Below are 16,746 nucleotides of genomic sequence, written 5' to 3' on the forward strand. Positions count from 1 at the left end.
TCGTTGCCCTTATACTGGATAAGAATTTTATCCATTCTTATCTGTACAAAAAATGCGTTCGCCAGGCAGGAGGGATCTGTATGGGATGGTCATGGCATGCGAATCCGGCTCTATGGCCGCTCGCACGCGAGCTAGCGAAAGCAAAAGAAGCGAGGCAGGCAGCCAACTCCCTCGTCACAACAGAACAGGACACGATCGCCGAAATCAGGCGCAAGACAGCAGCGAGCAACGCCGACAACCTGGACCGAACGAGCGCCTATTTGACTTTTTTTCACAAGCATCCGGAAGTTCACTGGTCCCTTTTGGCGCACCTCGTATCGCGCAACGCCGGCTGGAGCATGACCGATCTTCGCGGCGAGCTATTGCTGCAGTTGCTTCCCGCAAAAGTACAGCACGACTATTTTGCGTTTTTGGAGCGGGGCAACTGGCTGATTTTTCAAGATGCGTACCCTCAATTATTACTGTATGAGGAGAGCCTGAAGCGACAGACCAACCTTTTTCACCTTCTTCCCGAGTTGGAAGTCTCTGTGTTCATGCAGGCTGTCTGGAACCATTTCTGGAAAACAGGCGACAGCAAGCTGCTTTCGATCGGCCTGATTGTGAACGAACAGCATTATTTGCAGACGCACATGATGGGCGACGAAGCCTATCAGACTACTGTGGTGAAGACACTGCCGTTTGCTTTGCAGGAGGTACTGCGGCTCAATCTGATCCTGTTTCCGTACCGGGCGGCGGGCCAGGAGGACGGAGCATTGCGGCTTGCAGGCGAACCTGTTTTTCATTTTGCTTCCTTGGCAGAGCGCATCGAGCTGGGGAAAAGACTGTACAGCCTGCTGTTTTGCGACAACGAGATCAAGGAAGGCGCAATAGCGTGGGCCAGCCACAAGCCGCATACCGGCTCCCGCAAAGACTTTTGGCCGCATCTGTTCCACGACTTGCGCGAGACGGCACCCGGCAAGCCGTACCAGAAAAAACTGGCGAGCTGCCAGCTTTTGCCGGGCGCCCGGCGGTTGTATTCCCCCGCCCTGCGGCAAGCCTGGAAGCCAGTCCGGCACGAGCCGCCGACGGCAGTGGATTGGTACCCGGCCACAAAAGGCGTCGTGCACAAGCTCGTTTTGTCACGGGACCAGTCGGCTTTTTCCCGGGCAGAGGACGCGTACTGCCAGGCGCTGGAAAAAATCGAGCGGGCGGTGCTGGCAAAAGCGAAGCTGCTTGGCTCGTAACAGCGGCGCCTGATAAGCTGTTGCCAATTTTTTCAGCTTCGCTTGCCGAATGTAGTAGAATAGGAAGAGAGATTACACACGTAGGAGAAGAGCAGGCATGAAAGTTGTCATAGCAGAAAAACCGGACCAGGCCATGAAGCTTGCCAGTCCGTTTCCCCATAGAAAACAACAAGGCTTCCTCGAAGTGCACCCCAATCGGTTTTTTCCCAAGGGTGCCTTTTTTACCTGGGCGGTCGGGCACATCTGTGAGCTGGTGCCGCCAGAGGCGTACAACCCGGCGTGGAAAAAATGGTCGATCGCCACGTTGCCGCTCATCCCCGAGTCGTTTCAGCATCAGGTGATGAAGTCAAAGGCAAAGCAGTTTGGCATCATCAAACAGTTGCTGAAACGCGCGGACGTCACGGAAATTATTCACGCGGGCGACGCGGGGCGGGAAGGGGAGCTGATTGTCCGCACCATCGTCGAAATGTGCAAAGTGAAGAAGCCGATGAAGCGGCTGTGGATTTCTTCGCTGACGGAGCGCGCCGTTACCGCAGGGTTTGCCGCTTTGCTCGACGAGACGCAGACGCGCAATCTGTACCACGAGGCGTACAGCCGCTCTTGCGCAGACTGGCTGGTCGGGATGAATGCTTCCCGCGTCTACACGCTGCTGTTGAAGCAGAAAGGGATCAACGACGTGTTTTCCGCAGGCCGGGTGCAGACGCCGACGCTCGCGCTGGTCGTCAAGCGGGAAAAGGAGATCGCCGCCTTCAAGCCCGAGCCGTTCTGGGAGGTCAAGGCGACGTTTGCGATCGGCAAGAAGCGCTACGAAGGCGTCTGGCACAAGGACGACGGGGAATCGCGCATTCTCGACCCGCAGCTCGCGGAGCGAATCGCCGCTTTTTGCCGGGACAAGCCGGCAGAGGTGAGCGAGGTGGAGACGGAGCGCAAAGAATTTTTGCCGCCGTACTTGTTCAACCTCTCCTCGCTGCAGGCTACCGCGAACAAAATGTTCAAGTACTCGCCGCAAAAGACGCTGGAAATCGCGCAAAAGCTGTACGTGAAAGGGATTTTGTCGTACCCGCGCTCCGATTCGTCGTTTGTCACGCAAGAAGAGGCGAAGACGTTTCCCGACATTTTGGCGAAGCTGTCCAAGCAGCCTGAGTACCAGTCGCACTTTCCGCTGTCCAAAGCGTCCATCGCCCAGGACAAGCGGTACGTGAACCAAAAAAAGGTGACCGATCACTATGCGATCATTCCCACCGAGCAGGTGCCGACCGTCTCCAGGCTGAGCGACGAGGAGCGGAAAATATACGACCTGGTCGCCAGACGCCTGATCGCCGCGCACCAGGAGAGCGCGCTGTTCGACTACACGACGGTGACGACGCTCGTCGATGGCCGCGCCGTGTTCATCAGCAAAGGCAAGGTGCAAATTCGCGCAGGCTGGCGCGAGGTTTTGTTCGACGAGGAAAAGGACGACAAGGAAGCGGTGCTGCCGCCGCTCGCCAAAGGCGAGACGGGCAAAGTGCACAAGGTAGAGGCCAAGGAGAGCAAGACCCAGCCGCCCAAGCGCTACACGGAAGGCCAGTTGATTACATTGATGAAGACAGCGGGCAAGCATCTCGACAACCAGGAGCTGGAAAAGGTGCTGATGAAAACGGAAGGGCTGGGCACGGAAGCGACCCGCGCCGGGATCATCAACATGCTCAAAGAGCGCAAGTACATCGAGGTGCGCAAAAACCAGGTGTTTGCGACGCAAAAGGGCATGCTGCTCATTGACGTGATCGGCGACAAAATTCTCGCCTCCCCGGAAATGACGGCAAGATGGGAGCAGCGCCTCCAGGAGATCGGGCAGGGAGAAGCCTCCGCACAAGTTTTCATGGAACAAGTGCGCAAGCTCTCGCATAAAATCGTCGAAGATGCCGTCGAGCAGTCGCGCGAGTGGAAACTGGAAGGCTACGACGTCGAGGCGCTGCCCAAATCGAAGCAGGCGACGAAGTTTTCGCTCGGCTCCAAAGTGGCGACCTGCCGGGCATGCGGCGGGGATTTCGTGGACAAGGGCGATTTTTACGGGTGCGCCAACTACAAAAAGTCGCAGTGCACCGTGACCGTATCGAAGACGATCATGGGCAAAAAGATCACGCCCGCTGCCGTGAAAAAGCTGATGGAGACGGGCAAGACGAATCTCATCAAAGGCTTTGCCAAAGGAAAAGAGCGCTTCGACGCCTATTTGCAATGGGACGAAGCGGACAAAAAGGCGAAAATCAGCGTGCCGTCGTTGGCAGAAAAAAGCTCTTGAAAAAGAAATCCGCATCATTTTGAAACTTGCTTGCGTAAGTAACGTAGATACATGTATAAAGGGTGCGGCGAAACTGGGCCGAATTACCCGGCACGTACTGAAGGAGGAACGAACCATGTCCATTTTTAAACGGCTTCGCGATTTGACCATGTCCAACCTGTATGCCCTGATTGAAAAAGCAGAAGATCCGATCAAAATGACCGATCAATATTTGCGCGATATGCAAGACGACCTGAATGAAGCAGAAAAAGCGGTCGCTGCCCAGATCGCCCTGGAGAAAAAGTTCAAGGTGCTGTATGAAGAGCAGGAAGCGCTGATGAAAAAGCGCGATGAGCAGGCACACGTAGCTGCGCAAGCGAAAAATATCGACTTGGCCCGCCGCGCACTGGAAGAGAAGAAAGCGGCTGAACAAAAAATGGCCGAATACAAGGAAGCTTACGAGAAAAACAAGCTGGCGGCAGACGGACTGCGCGACAAGCTGGCGGAAATGAAAAAACAGATTACCGAGCTGAAAAACAAGCGCGAGACGCTCGTCGCCCGCGTGAATGCGGCGAAAGCCCAGAAGACGATCAACCAGACGATGGCCGGATTCGACAGCAACTCGGCGATGGCGGGATTAAAGCGCATGGAAGAAAAAGCGCTGCAAATGGAAGCGGAGGCAGAAGCAAGCGGGGAGCTGTACAAAAAGCAAAGCTCGCTCGACGACGAAATCGCGAAACTGTCCAAAGACCAGCAGGTGGAAGACGAGCTGGCCGCGCTGTTGAAAAAATACGAGGGGTAAACCGCTTGGGCGGTGCCCCTTTTTCCTTGAGGAAATCGAAATGACAACGAAAAGGCTTCGTCCAAAACAGGTGGCGAAGCCGAGCTTTCTCAACTCTTTTGGGCTACGGGGGGATCGACGTGGATTTGCAGCAAATACTGGGGATGCTGGTCTGGACGGGTGCTGGATGCATTCTGCTGTTTTTGTTGATGTGGATTGACACGCTGTTCACAAAATACAAGGACATCGCCGAAATCAAAAAAGGCAACGTGGCTGTCACAACCCGCTTTGTGATGAAGCTGTTTGCCCAAGGGTATATTTTGTCGCAGTCAATTCTCAATTCGAACGATCTGTGGATCGCGCTGTTGGTATCTGTGGTCTCATTTATCATCTTGCTGTTGTTGGAGAAAATCGCCGAGCTGTTGTTGAAAACCTTTACCGGACTTGACCTGGAGCGCGGAACCCAGCAAGGCATGGTAGGACACGCCATGGTGGCGGGATCGCTGCACGTGGTAGGGGCGCTCATTCTCGGCGCATTGGTTTAGGGAAGGCTAAGGAAGGAGTAGGACCAGATGAGTTTGTTCAAACGCATTCAAAACTTATTTGCCAAGCATGAGCCGCCTGCGCCGGAAAAGAGCATCCTGACAGTAGGACCCGGTGACGTGGTGGAAGTCTCGCTTGTTACCTACCAGGTCACGGGTAAGTCGACCAATGCGAGCCGCAACGCGACGATGCTGACTTTGCAGGATGGAACGACCATCCGCTACTTATACATCGAAGAACGCGAAAAAACGATTTTTCAGCTTTACAGCGTCATCGACGGCCGCCTCGATTCGGTTGACGAGGTGCCGACCACGATTGAAATGGACGATGTGACGTACCATCTGGAGGAGCAGTACAACGGAAGAGTCCAGGTGGTTGGCAAAGCGCCGTTCCATACGTCCGGCGAGCAGTACATCTGGCAGTTTCAATCCGATGGCCGCGAGCTGCTGCGGATCGAATGGCAGGATGGAAGATTCATGCTGTACGAAGGAGAGGCGGTATTGCCAGCGGATGTGCAGGTACTTCGCGGAACGTAAGGAGGGGTGGGCATGCCGAACGATTGGATGAAATGGATCAAGCTTTTGCTGATTCCGGCGGTGCTTCTGCTGTCAATGGCCGGCTGCGGCAGCCCCGCGATTGGCGAGAGCTATCCGCTCGAATCCGTCTCCACAAAAGATAACGGGCAGACGTCGCGCATTTACCGCGCTGAAAACAAGACGGTGCCTGAGGTAGCGAAGGAGCTTGCTGAACAGAAGCAGCCGGACGAGATTTCCAAAGAAGATGCAGAGCACATGTTCCTCATCTACCCTGACGAGCTGTACCATTTGCAGCAAGATCAGGCGAAGCCGTCCGACACGCTGATTGAGGTCGATACGAAGGAGTACGTCCGGGAAAACTACGATTCGTCCTTTTTACAGGGCTACATCCTGGCCAGCGTCCTCGACGACCTGTTCGATGGACATAAAAAAAGCTCGAAAGGCAGCTATCGCGGTTATTCGAGCAAGGACATTTACAAGCCGACAGGCAGCTACCACGTGCCGTCCGAGGCGGAGAAAAAGGCTGCGCCGCCGATCACGAAGGAAGGCACGGGCAGCATTACAAAGCGCAGCGACAGCAAGAAGAAGAGCAGCGCTAAAGTCGGCCAGGACGGCAACCTGTTCAAAAAGCAGGATACGTCGTCTAGCGGGAGCACAGGCAAAATTATTCGCTCGTCCGACAGCAACTCGTCCGTTTCCTCGAAAAAATCCTCGGTTTTTACCAAGCCGAAAAGCAAGTCGCCTCCGCGCACGAAGGTAGGAAGCTCCGGCAGAATTACGAAACGCAGATAAGCGCAAGACCAACCCGCTGACAAGGCGGGTTTTTTTGCGTGCCTGAACAAGCGGCGGCCCTGCCTTAAAAAAATTTCGCTTGTTCCAACAATGTTTTGTAATCAATTTTTCATAAAGCAAAGCATGGAAGCTCTGTTGCGTTTGTAAGATGTAGAGTACACGAAAAACCGGGGAAAGAAAGCGAGGCAGCCTTCGACTTGTGAAAGCGATTTCCAAAGCTGCTTTCTCGACTTTTGTTTGGCAGTGACGAAAACATGATTGTTTATCGACAAAAGAAGAAGGGATGTGCGTCCAACATTCGACAGCCTTTGTTAACAGCTTTCGCTATGATGACATTGTGAATATATAAAGACGACATGCAAGTGGATAGCGGAAGGGAAACTTGGCGGAAAGGAGCGCATCACGATGCTGGAAAAAATTCTCGAATTGCGTGCACAATCCAAATCCATCGCACAAATTGCCAAAGAATGCGGGTTGACCATAGGCCAGGTAAAATATCGTCTGCAAAAAGACAGGGCGAAGGTGGAGCGTGTGTCGTCGGAGAATCGACAGACGCCTTCGCGGCCATCCCTACGAGACGGGGATTGGCAGCTTCCGGCCTTTTACGGGCGGGATATCGTCAAAGTAATGGCGCAAGGTCCGACCGTACTGTTCGTCTACTGGGAAATCACCTGGCCACGAATGAGAATGGTGGCATCGTACTTACGGGCAGATTTTCGCCATATTCAAAAGGGATTGCGCTTGTACGACGTGACGGAGCGCCTGTTCGATGGCCAAAATGCCCATTCTGTCAGAGACATCCTGGTGAACGAGGATGCGCACTCCTGGTACGTGTACGACGTGTTGCCAGGGCGGACGTATATCATGGACTTCGGTTTATTTGAGCATGGCCGCTTTTGTCCGATTTTGCGCTCGGATGTGGTCGTGACTCCGCGAAATACAAAAGCTGCCTGGGGAGAGCCGTTGGTGGAGCCTGCACCCGATCCTTCAACACCTGCCTGGTTTGAGAACTTTTCCTCGTATTCCCTCTATTCGAAAACATCCAAATAAGTGAGGTGTCCACTGTGCATAACGGTTATCTCTCCCTCGTGCTGCACGCCCACATGCCTTACGTACGGCACGGGGACCGGGACGATCGCCTGGAAGAGCGCTGGATGTACGAAGCCATGCTGGAATGCTACATCCCGCTGCTCATGGTATTCGACAAGCTTCTCTCGGACAAAATCGCTTTTCGCATGACGCTTGCCTTGTCTCCTACCTTGCTGTCGATGCTCGACGACGAGCTTATCGTGACGCGGTTTCGCGCGCATCTCGCCAAAACGGTGGAGCTGGCAGGCAAAGAAGTAAAGCGTGCGGCGAACAACCCGCAAGAACAGCGCATCGCCAAAATGTACCTGGAACGGTTTCGCGGGATCGCCTCGTTTTGCAGCAAGCTGGATTACCGGCTCGTCGAAGGCTTCAAGCGGGTCGCCGACAGCGGCTGCCTGGAGTTGATTACATGCGCGGCGACACACGCGTTTCTGCCTTTTGTAGAAACCGAAGAAGCGATTTTGGCGCAGCTTCGGGTAGGGCTCGACACCCACGAACGAATCCTGGGCAGGCGCCCGCGCGGAATCTGGCTGCCGGAGTGCGGCTATACGCCAGGGCTGGATCGGCTGCTGAAAGAGGTAGGGCTGCACTACTTTTTCGTCGACTCCCACACGATTGAGCACGCAACGCCCCAACCGAGAAGAGGCGTGCTCGCCCCGCTCGGCACTGGCCATGACGTGGTGGCATTCGCCAGGGATGAAGTTGCTTCCAGCCAGGTGTGGAGCTCCTCCAACGGCTATCCCGGCGACTACGATTACCGGGAATATTACCGGGATATTGGCTTCGACAGGGACATGGACTACATCGAGCCGTACATCCACCCTGCCGGCATCCGCATACATACCGGGTTGAAATACCACCGGATCACGGGACCCCATGGGGAAAAGCAGTTGTATCAGCCGGACTGGGCGCGGGAAAAGGCCGCTTCGCATGCAGGCCACTTCCTGTACCACCGGGAGCGCCAGGTCGAAGCGGCGGCAGCGTGGATGGACCGCAAGCCGCTGGTCGTCGCCACGTACGACGCCGAGCTGTTCGGGCATTGGTGGTACGAGGGGCCGCAGTTTCTGGACTATTTGCTGCGCAAGACCGCGTGCGATTCGCAAACGGTGAAGCTGATTACCCCGTCGGAGTACCTCGCGGAGTACCCCGAGCAAGACCGCGGATTTTTGCCGATGTCGACCTGGGGACGCAACGGCTACGGGGAAGTGTGGCTGAATGAAAAAAACGGCTGGATTTATCGGCATCTGCATCAGGCGGAGCGCGACTTGATTGAGGCCGTGACCGCTTTTTACGAGAACGGCGGGCAGGAGCCAGAGCACGACGAGCTTGCCAGCCGCGCCTTGCGCCAGGCGGCCAGAGAGCTGATGCTGGCACAAAGCAGCGACTGGGCGTTCATCCTGGATGGGCAAACCGTCGTCGAATACGCGGTGCGCCGGACCCACGATCACCTGGCGGGCATGCGCGAGTTGCTCGCGATGCTTCGCGAAAACAGACTGGACATAGAGAAAATTGCCCAGATGGAGACTGCTTTCCCGATTTTTCCCCACATGGATGAGACGTACTATTTGCCTAAACAAACGCATAGAGTGAACGTATCGCGTCAGCTAGTAGCGGCAAGCAAAGGGCCGGAGCCGGCCGGAGTCGTCCTGATGCTGGCCTGGGAATTTCCGCCGCACGTGGTGGGCGGGCTCGGCCGCGCCGTCTACGATCTCGCCCGGCATCTGGTGCGCCAGGGCCTTGAGGTGCACGTGCTGACCCGGGCATCGGATTGGAGCGTGGCGGAGGAAGTCATGGATGGTGTCCACGTACACCGTTTGCCGACGTACATTCCCGCAGAGCAAGAAGACTTTCTGTCATGGGTGTTCCAGCTTAACCTGGCGATGGCAGATGCCACCGAACGCTTGTGGAATAGCGGCGTGCGGCCTGACATCATTCACGCCCATGACTGGCTGGTCGGCTGGGCCGCCATGGAAATCAGGGAGCGCTACTCGCTGCCGCTCATCAGCACGATCCACGCCCTGGAGCACGGGCGGCACCAAGGGATTCACACGCCGTTTCAGGAGCGGATTCACGAGAGCGAGCGAACACTTGCCCACGCTTCGGATCGGGTCATTGTTTGCAGCCACTACATGGCAGAGGAAGTGCGGCGGCTGTTCGGCATCCCCGAGTCGAAGCTGCGCGTCATATACAACGGTGTCGATCTGGCTCCGCCGCCAGCATTCGACAAAGGCAAGCTGCGCGAAGAGCTGTCGATTGGCGACGGGCCCGTCCTCTTTTTTGTCGGGCGTCTGGTGCAGGAAAAAGGAGTCCACCTTCTGCTCGAAGCGATGGCCAGACTGCGCTACGAGTTCGGCCACGCCACGCTGCTCATTGCGGGCAAAGGGCCGATGCAAGGGCAGTGGCAGCGGCGCGCAGAAGAGATGGGCATAGCGGACCGCGTGAAGTTTCTCGGCTTTGTCGACGACGCACGGCGTGACCAACTGTTTTTGCTGGCTGATCTCGCGGTTTTCCCCAGTCTGTATGAGCCATTTGGCATCGTGGCTCTGGAAGCGATGGCGCTGGGAGTGCCGGTTTTGGTGGCCGATACGGGCGGGCTTCGCGAAATCGTCCGGCACGGAGAAAACGGAGCGACGATGTACGCGGGAAATCCGGATTCGCTCACCGATCAGCTTCGCTGGCTTTTACAGGACCCGGAAAAACGGCGTCAGATGGCGCAAACAGCGCAAAACGACGTCTTGCACCATTACAACTGGACGGCTTTGGCGACCCAGACCATAGAGGAGTACCGATCGCTTGGCGTAAACCGTCTGGCGCTATCGGAGAAATAAGCACAAACAGCGCATGCTCGCAACGATGATGAAGGAGGAAGGAAAAAAGATGAAGGCAGTAATTATGGCTGGTGGTAAAGGTACACGTCTACGTCCGTTAACGTCCCATACTCCAAAACCAATGGTGCCACTCTTGAACCGGCCGTGCATGGAGTACACGATCGATCTGTTGAAAAAGCACGGAATTACAGAGATTGCAGTCACGCTCCAGTATCTGCCTGATGTCATCCGCGATACGTTTGGCGATGGTTCGCGCTACGGTGTTTCCCTCGTGTACTTTGAAGAGACGACGCCGCTCGGAACGGCGGGCAGCGTGAAAAACTGCGCCGATTTTCTCGATGAACGGTTTCTCGTCATCAGCGGGGATACGCTCACAGACATTGATCTGACGGCGGCGATTCGCTTTCATGAGCAGAATGACGCCCTGGCTACGCTGATTCTCACCCGTGTGGAGACGCCGCTGGAGTTCGGCGTCGTCATGACGGACGAACGCGGGCGAATCACCCGTTTCCTGGAAAAGCCAAGCTGGGCGGAAGTGTTCAGCGATACGGTCAACACCGGGATGTACGTCTGCGAGCCGGAAGTGCTGTCTTATATAGAAGAAAAAAAAGAAGTCGATTTCAGCAAAGAAATTTTTCCGTACTTTTTACAGGAGCAAAAACCGCTCTACGGCTACGAAGCGAGCGGGTACTGGTCGGATATCGGCTCTCTGGAAGTATATCGCCAGGCACAGTTTGACCTGCTGGACGGCCGTGTCAACCTGGAGATCAAAGCCCAGGAAATTGCCCCGCGCATTTTTCTGGAAAATCACGTCCGTGTCGACTCTTCCGTGCGGCTGGAGGGGCCGGTTTATATAAGTGAAAATGTACACCTGCAGGCGGGAGTGGAGGTCGGGCCTTATACCGTGCTCGGAGACAACACCGTCGTCTCCTCGGGAAGCAAGCTGTCGCGAGCGATCTTCTGGGAGAACAACGTCATCGGGAAAAAGACGGAAATCACCGGGACCACACTCTGCCGCAATGTCCGCATTGCCGATTGCGTGCAGACAGGAGACGGTGCGGTCATCGGCGACAATTGCCTGATCGGCGCGAAATCCGTCGTGAAGGCAGGCGTCAAGATTTGGCCGGACAAGGAAGTGGGAGAAAGCGCGATCGTGACGACTTCTCTCATCTACGGCATGAAGCAGACGAAAAATTTGTTCGGAAACAGCGGGATCAAAGGCATCGGCAATATAGACATCACGCCGGAGTTCGTGACGCGGCTCGCTGCCGCATATGCCTATTTGCAAAAGCCCGGCAGCAAAATCGCGCTGTCTGCGTGCTCGCATCCTTTTGCCCAGTTGCTCAAGCACAGCATCATGACGAGCTTGTGCTCCTCGGGCATTGACACGGTGGATCTCGGCGTTGGCAACTCCCCGCTCATCCGCTACGGCGTCCGCTCGCTCGCGTGCATCGGCGGCATCCATGTATTCATGAATGAAAACGGAGACGAAAAAGAGATCGTCCTCCAGTTCATCGACCAGAAAGGGTTGCCGATCTCGCGCGACATGGAGCGGAAAATCGAAAATGCCTACTGGCAGGAGACGTATGTGCGCAACCTGCACCATTTGGGCGAGCTGCACGTCGAGCATCAGGTCCAGGAAGCTTACTTGCGCGCCTTGGCCGAGCAGCTTGATGTGCCATCCATCCAGCGCCAGCGTTTTCACCTGTTGATCGACAGCGAAACGCGGTTTTTCCCGACTTTTCTCGCCCCGCTGCTTCACGATCTGGGCGTGACGGTCACGTATGGAGCGATCCAGGACGGCATCAGCAAAAAGAAAGCCGATCTCGGCATACGCCTGGACAAAAACGGAGAAGCGTTCGCCTTGTTCACCGAGGAAGGCGCGAAGCTGTCGACGGAGCAACTGCTGGCCTTGCAGCTTTTGGCTTGCAGCGGTCGCCACAAGCGGATCGGCTTGCCAGTCAGCGCGCCAGCCGAGCTGGAGCACCTCGCCCAACTGCTGCAAATCGAGGTCGTGCGGACGAAAGTAGCGCCGCGCGCGATGATGGAGGTAGCGTCCGACGAGCGTTTCCATCCGCTGTTTGACGCGGTGTACAGCCTGATGAGCATTCTGTCCTACCTAGCCCAGGAGGAAAAGCCGCTCAGCGTGCTGCTGGAGCTTCTGCCTGCGTGCCATATGGAGCGCAAAACGGTCTTTTGCCCATGGGGAGCGAAAGGCAAAGTGATGCGCAAAGTGCTGGAGGAAAACAAAGGCAAGCTGCTTGAACTCATGGACGGAATCAAGGTTTACGATACGAACGGCTGGGTGCTGATTTTGCCTGACTCGGAAGATTCGCACGTCAAGGTCATTTCGCAAGGAGCGACGGCAGAAACGGCGGCAACGCTCGCCTCCTCCTACGCCAGACGGATTGCGGAGTATCAATGAGGAAAAAGAGAATCGACAGCCTGAGTACGGGAAGGAAGGATGTGAAGGCATGCCGAGACCGCTCGTCGTCGGGAACGGGAAACTTTTGATTAATTTTGACGACAGGCTGCACATGCGCGATCTTTACTATCCGTATGTAGGCCAACTGAATCATGTCGGCGGACATTTCAGTAAGCTGGGAATCTGGGTACAGGGACGGTTCTCCTGGCTCGATGAGGATGGCTGGAAGCGGCAGCTTGGCTATGACCGGGAGTCGCTGGTGACAGATGTTCATGCCCATCATGAGCATCTGGCCGTCTCCTTGCAGATGGCAGATGGCGTGCACCAGCGCGATCCGATTTATTTGAAAAAAGTGTGCGTCCGCAATCATGCCAACGAGGCGCGGGAGATCCGGCTGTTTTTCAACCACGACTTCAGCCTGAACGAGACGGAGGTCGGGGACACCGCCGTGTACGACCCGATTCTCTCCACTGTCTATCACTACAAACGCAACGTGTACATGATGGCCAACGGCAAAACACCGGAGGGCGGAATCGACCAGTTCAGCGTCGGCATCAAGCGGTTCAACTATGCGGAAGGAACGTGGCGCGACGCGGAAGATGGGCTGCTCGCCGGCAATCCGATCGCGCAAGGCTCTGTGGACAGCACGATTTCGTTTCGCTTGCTGCTGCAGCCGCACGAGGAAAAAACGATGTACTACTGGCTGTGCGTCGGGGATTCGTACGACGCCGTGAGAACGCTGAACCAGTACGTGCTGGACAACGACCCGGATCGGCTGCTGGGCCGGGTAGCCGTGTACTGGCGGCGCTGGGTGAACAAGGAAGAGCGGGATTTCGCCGACCTTCCCCCGGAGGTCGTCCATCTGTACAAGACCAGCTTGCTTCTCGTGCGGACGCAGATCGACCAGAACGGAGCGATTCTCGCCGCGAACGACTCCGACATCCTCCAGTTTAACCGCGACCACTACAGCTACATGTGGCCGCGGGACGGGGCGCTGATCGCAAGCGCCATGGCGAAGGCCGGCTACACGGGAACGGTCGCTCCGTTTTTTACGTTTTGCGCGCAAGCCTTGAACGAAGACGGCTATTTGCAGCACAAATACAACCCGGACGGCTCTGTCGGCTCCAGTTGGCATCCGTACGTCGTAGACGGCGAAGTCCAGCTCCCGATTCAGGAGGATGAGACGGCTTTGGTGCTGTACGCCCTTTGGGAGCAGTACAAGAGCGGCAAGCAGATTGAAGACTGCCAGGCGCTGTATGCGACACTCGTTCGCCCGGCTGCCCGCTTTTTGCTGGAATACGTTCACCCGACCCTGGAGCTGCCGAAGCCGAGCTATGACTTGTGGGAGGAGCGGCGCGGCATCTTCACGTTCACGAGCGCCACGGTGTACGCGGGCTTGATGGCTGCGGCGCGGTTTGCGCAACTGTTCGGCGACGACCGCCGCCACAAGCGCTACGAGGACGGGGCGAAAAGCATTCGCGCCGCTATGGAAAAGCATTTGTACGACCCGGGGATCGGCCGGTTTTTGCGCGGCATTTACTTGCGCCCGGACGGAGGCGTGGAAAAAGACTTTACGGTGGAAAGCAGCCTGTACGCGCTGTTTGCCCTCGAAGTTTTCCCGGTGGACGATCCGCGCGTGCAGCGCACGATGGAGGCTGTGAAAAAGAGCCTGCGGGTCGACACGGAAGTAGGCGGCTTCGCCCGCTACCAGGGCGACTACTACTTCAAAAAGTCGCACGATATTGCCAGAGTGCCGGGAAACCCGTGGATCATCTGCACGCTATGGGTGGCGGATTGGGAGATCGCCAAGGCAAAATCGCTCGAAGAATTGCAAGAGCCGAAAAACAGGCTTCTGTGGGTCGTGCGCCATTCGCTGCAAAGCGGCGTGCTGTCCGAGCAGCTTGACCCGTATTCGGGTGCCCCCGTATCGGTTGCGCCTTTGACCTGGTCTCATGCTACGTTCGTAGCTACTGTTCTGCGTTATTTGGAAAAAGTGAATGAGTTGCGCTAACGAGGGGAGAGATGGAGATGACCGCAATCCGTTTCGGTACGGACGGCTGGCGCGACATCGTGGCGGACGGCTTTACGATGGAAAATGTCCGCATAGTCGCGCAAGCTATCGCCAGCTATACAAAAGAAATCGGCCAACAGGAGCAGCCGATTTTGGTCGGGCACGACACGCGTTTTCTCGGTCGGCGATTCGCCGAGGAAATCGTCAGCGTGCTGGCCGCGAACCAGATACGCTCTTACCTGGTCAATGAGGCGGCCCCTACGCCTGCTGTCGCTTTCGGGGTCAAGCATTTTGCCGCCAGCGGAGCGATCATGGTCACCGCCAGCCACAATCCGCCTGAGTACAACGGCATCAAATACATTCCCGAGTACGCAGGTCCGGCGACGCCGGAAATTACCGCCCGGCTGGAAGCTTGGATCAGCGAGATCGCATCCGCCAAAGAGGTGCCGACGGTTTCTTTGGCAGATGCGACCCGCGACAGGCTGCTGCAAGTGATCGTGCTGCGGCCCCATTACGAGGCGCATCTGCGGCGCATCGTCAACATGGACATTTTGCGCGGGTCGTCCCTGCACGTGGTGGTGGATGCGATGCACGGGGCAGGCATGGGGTATGTCAGCTCGCTTTTGGCAGAAGCCGGGGTGAAGACGATCGGCATCCGGGAGACGCCAGACGCGGCTTTCGGCGGGGATTTGCCTGAGCCAAATGACAAGCATCTCGGCTTGCTGAAAAAAGAAGTGCTGGAACGCAAGGCGACACTCGGGCTTGCCAATGACGGCGACGCTGACCGCTTCGGCGTCGTGGATCGGTTTGGACAGTACATTCCGCCAAACGATGTGCTCGTCCTGTTGACCTATCACCTGGTGAAAAACCGCAAGCTGACCGGGCGCATCGTGCGCACGGTAGCGACCACGCATTTGCTCGACCATATGGCAGAGCGCTACGGGCTGGAACTGGTGGAGACGCCGGTCGGCTTCAAATACATCGGGGAACAAATGCGCAAGGGAGACGTCCTGATCGGCGGCGAGGAGAGCGGAGGCGCGAGCATTCTCGGCCATATCCCGGAAAAAGACGGGGTGCTGATTAATCTGCTGCTCGCAGAGCTGGTCGCCTATGAAAACAAGGAGATCGACCAGATTTTGCGCGATGTGTACGATCAGTTCGGCGAGCTGTTCCATACGCGCATCGACATGCGGCTTGCGGAAAAAGACAAGTGGATTTCGCAGATAGTGACCACGCCGCCGGAACGGATCGGTCCGTACGCGGTGCAAGGGATCAACCGGATGGACGGGATCAAGCTGCTTTTGGAAGAAGGGCACTGGGTGCTCATCCGTCCTTCGGGCACGGAGCCGCTGGTGCGCATCTACTGCGAAGCGACGAATGCGACTTCGCTTTCCAAGCTGCAAGAAGCGATTCGGGACTGGTTTTCGGAAATCAATGTATGAGCCAATAGCAAGGAAGAGCGGGCACATAGCTGCCTCGTTCTTCTTTTTGCGTTTTCGGCCGCTTGGGAGTTTTTTTGCTTACGGGGTTTTTAAAAAAAATTCATTTTGCTAGAATCAACATAAAGAAGCCGGTATGGAATGAAAGATGGGGACCTATGCGCATTGACCGAGAAGTGTTGCAAGCTTTTTTGAAAGAAGTAAAGATAGAAAGCCAGTCGCCTGACGATCCGGTCGTCGCCCTGCACATCCCCTATCCGTGGGAGTTGGTCGGCACCGGCAACTACGCCGCCGTCTTTGCCCATCCCGATTATCCGCGTGTGGTCATCAAGCTGTACGCCCCAGGCAGACCAGGCTGGGAGCAGGAGATCGAGGTGTACAAAAAGCTCGGGGAGACGCGCTCGTTCCCGATGATGTACGACTATGGCGAAGGCTATCTGGTCATTAAACGAATCAACGGCATTTCTTTGTTTGACTGCGCTCGTTTTGGCATCCCCATCCCGCCTCAGGTGATCGAGGACGTGGAGCGGGCACTGAAGGAAGCGCGCGAAAAGGGGCTGTTTCCGCACGACGTCCACGGCAAAAACGTGCTGATGGACCAGGGGCGGGGGTACCTCATTGACGTCTCGGACTACTACAAGAACGTTCCGGACAGCAAATGGCGGGATTTGCGCAAGGCGTACTACAAGATATACCTTCCGTTTTTGAAGGACCGTGGCTGGAAAATTCCGTTGTGGGTGCTCAACGGGGTGCGCAAAGGGTATCGGCTGTACAAAAAGGCGAGGCGCTTGTTCACGTGAGCGCACTCTGGTAAAATGAGCA

12 protein-coding genes are annotated in these 16,746 nt (G+C 56.3%); all 12 read left to right on the plus strand.

Annotation, left to right across the window (positions count from 1 at the left end):
- Positions 1–80: 80 nt before the first annotated feature.
- The 12 genes from M655_RS10650 (at position 81) to M655_RS10705 (ending at position 16,724) form a co-directional block, all read left to right on the plus strand.
- Positions 81–1,223 (plus strand): DUF2515 family protein, encoded by a 1,143-nt coding sequence (locus M655_RS10650; protein WP_026557376.1) that lies wholly within the window; start codon positions 81–83, stop codon positions 1,221–1,223.
- A 97-nt stretch (positions 1,224–1,320) separates the two neighbouring features.
- A complete protein-coding gene (locus tag M655_RS10655) occupies positions 1,321–3,501 on the plus strand; it encodes a DNA topoisomerase III (RefSeq protein ID WP_026557375.1) in 2,181 nt (726 codons plus the stop codon).
- A 115-nt stretch (positions 3,502–3,616) separates the two neighbouring features.
- Positions 3,617–4,282 carry a PspA/IM30 family protein gene (locus M655_RS10660; RefSeq protein WP_025845011.1) on the plus strand — a complete coding sequence of 222 codons (666 nt, stop codon included), beginning with the start codon at positions 3,617–3,619 and terminating at the stop codon, positions 4,280–4,282.
- Positions 4,283–4,401: 119 nt separating this feature from the next.
- On the plus strand, positions 4,402–4,806 hold the full coding sequence (locus tag M655_RS10665; protein WP_005833403.1) for a DUF350 domain-containing protein: 405 nt from the start codon (positions 4,402–4,404) through the stop codon (positions 4,804–4,806).
- A 27-nt stretch (positions 4,807–4,833) separates the two neighbouring features.
- Positions 4,834–5,340 carry a DUF4178 domain-containing protein gene (locus M655_RS10670; RefSeq protein WP_005833401.1) on the plus strand — a complete coding sequence of 169 codons (507 nt, stop codon included), beginning with the start codon at positions 4,834–4,836 and terminating at the stop codon, positions 5,338–5,340.
- A gap of 12 nt (positions 5,341–5,352) precedes the next feature.
- Entirely contained in the window at positions 5,353–6,132 is a 780-nt protein-coding gene (locus M655_RS10675; protein WP_005833399.1) for a DUF4247 domain-containing protein, read from the plus strand.
- A 405-nt stretch (positions 6,133–6,537) separates the two neighbouring features.
- Positions 6,538–7,182: a DUF4912 domain-containing protein gene (locus M655_RS10680; RefSeq protein WP_005833397.1), complete on the plus strand. Its 645-nt coding sequence runs from the start codon at positions 6,538–6,540 to the stop codon at positions 7,180–7,182.
- Positions 7,183–7,196: 14 nt separating this feature from the next.
- Positions 7,197–10,049, plus strand: a complete 2,853-nt coding sequence (locus tag M655_RS10685; RefSeq protein ID WP_007784274.1) for a 1,4-alpha-glucan branching protein domain-containing protein — start codon at positions 7,197–7,199, stop codon at positions 10,047–10,049.
- Positions 10,050–10,098: 49 nt separating this feature from the next.
- Positions 10,099–12,474 (plus strand): sugar phosphate nucleotidyltransferase, encoded by a 2,376-nt coding sequence (locus M655_RS10690; RefSeq protein ID WP_026557374.1) that lies wholly within the window; start codon positions 10,099–10,101, stop codon positions 12,472–12,474.
- Between the two features lie 49 nt (positions 12,475–12,523).
- Positions 12,524–14,485, plus strand: coding sequence for a glycoside hydrolase family 15 protein (locus tag M655_RS10695; protein ID WP_007784277.1), 1,962 nt, complete (start codon positions 12,524–12,526; stop codon positions 14,483–14,485).
- A gap of 11 nt (positions 14,486–14,496) precedes the next feature.
- Entirely contained in the window at positions 14,497–15,927 is a 1,431-nt protein-coding gene (locus tag M655_RS10700) for a phosphoglucomutase/phosphomannomutase family protein (protein WP_035422730.1), read from the plus strand.
- A 155-nt stretch (positions 15,928–16,082) separates the two neighbouring features.
- Entirely contained in the window at positions 16,083–16,724 is a 642-nt protein-coding gene (locus M655_RS10705; RefSeq protein WP_005833387.1) for a serine/threonine-protein kinase, read from the plus strand.
- The last annotated feature ends 22 nt before the right edge of the window (positions 16,725–16,746 follow it).

Source organism: Brevibacillus sp. NSP2.1 (genome assembly GCF_000470975.2).
Taxonomy (GTDB): domain Bacteria; phylum Bacillota; class Bacilli; order Brevibacillales; family Brevibacillaceae; genus Brevibacillus; species Brevibacillus agri.

Bases quoted from the DNA above. Each gene is read 5' to 3' on its own strand.
- M655_RS10650 (WP_026557376.1), top strand. From the start codon at position 81: ATGGGATGGTCATGGCATGCGAATCCGGCTCTATGGCCGCTCGCACGC.
- M655_RS10660 (WP_025845011.1), top strand. From the start codon at position 3,617: ATGTCCATTTTTAAACGGCTTCGCGATTTGACCATGTCCAACCTGTAT.
- M655_RS10675 (WP_005833399.1), top strand. From the start codon at position 5,353: ATGCCGAACGATTGGATGAAATGGATCAAGCTTTTGCTGATTCCGGCG.
- M655_RS10690 (WP_026557374.1), top strand. From the start codon at position 10,099: ATGAAGGCAGTAATTATGGCTGGTGGTAAAGGTACACGTCTACGTCCG.
- M655_RS10655 (WP_026557375.1), top strand. From the start codon at position 1,321: ATGAAAGTTGTCATAGCAGAAAAACCGGACCAGGCCATGAAGCTTGCC.
- M655_RS10680 (WP_005833397.1), top strand. From the start codon at position 6,538: ATGCTGGAAAAAATTCTCGAATTGCGTGCACAATCCAAATCCATCGCA.
- M655_RS10670 (WP_005833401.1), top strand. From the start codon at position 4,834: ATGAGTTTGTTCAAACGCATTCAAAACTTATTTGCCAAGCATGAGCCG.
- M655_RS10700 (WP_035422730.1), top strand. From the start codon at position 14,497: ATGGAGATGACCGCAATCCGTTTCGGTACGGACGGCTGGCGCGACATC.
- M655_RS10695 (WP_007784277.1), top strand. From the start codon at position 12,524: ATGCCGAGACCGCTCGTCGTCGGGAACGGGAAACTTTTGATTAATTTT.
- M655_RS10705 (WP_005833387.1), top strand. From the start codon at position 16,083: ATGCGCATTGACCGAGAAGTGTTGCAAGCTTTTTTGAAAGAAGTAAAG.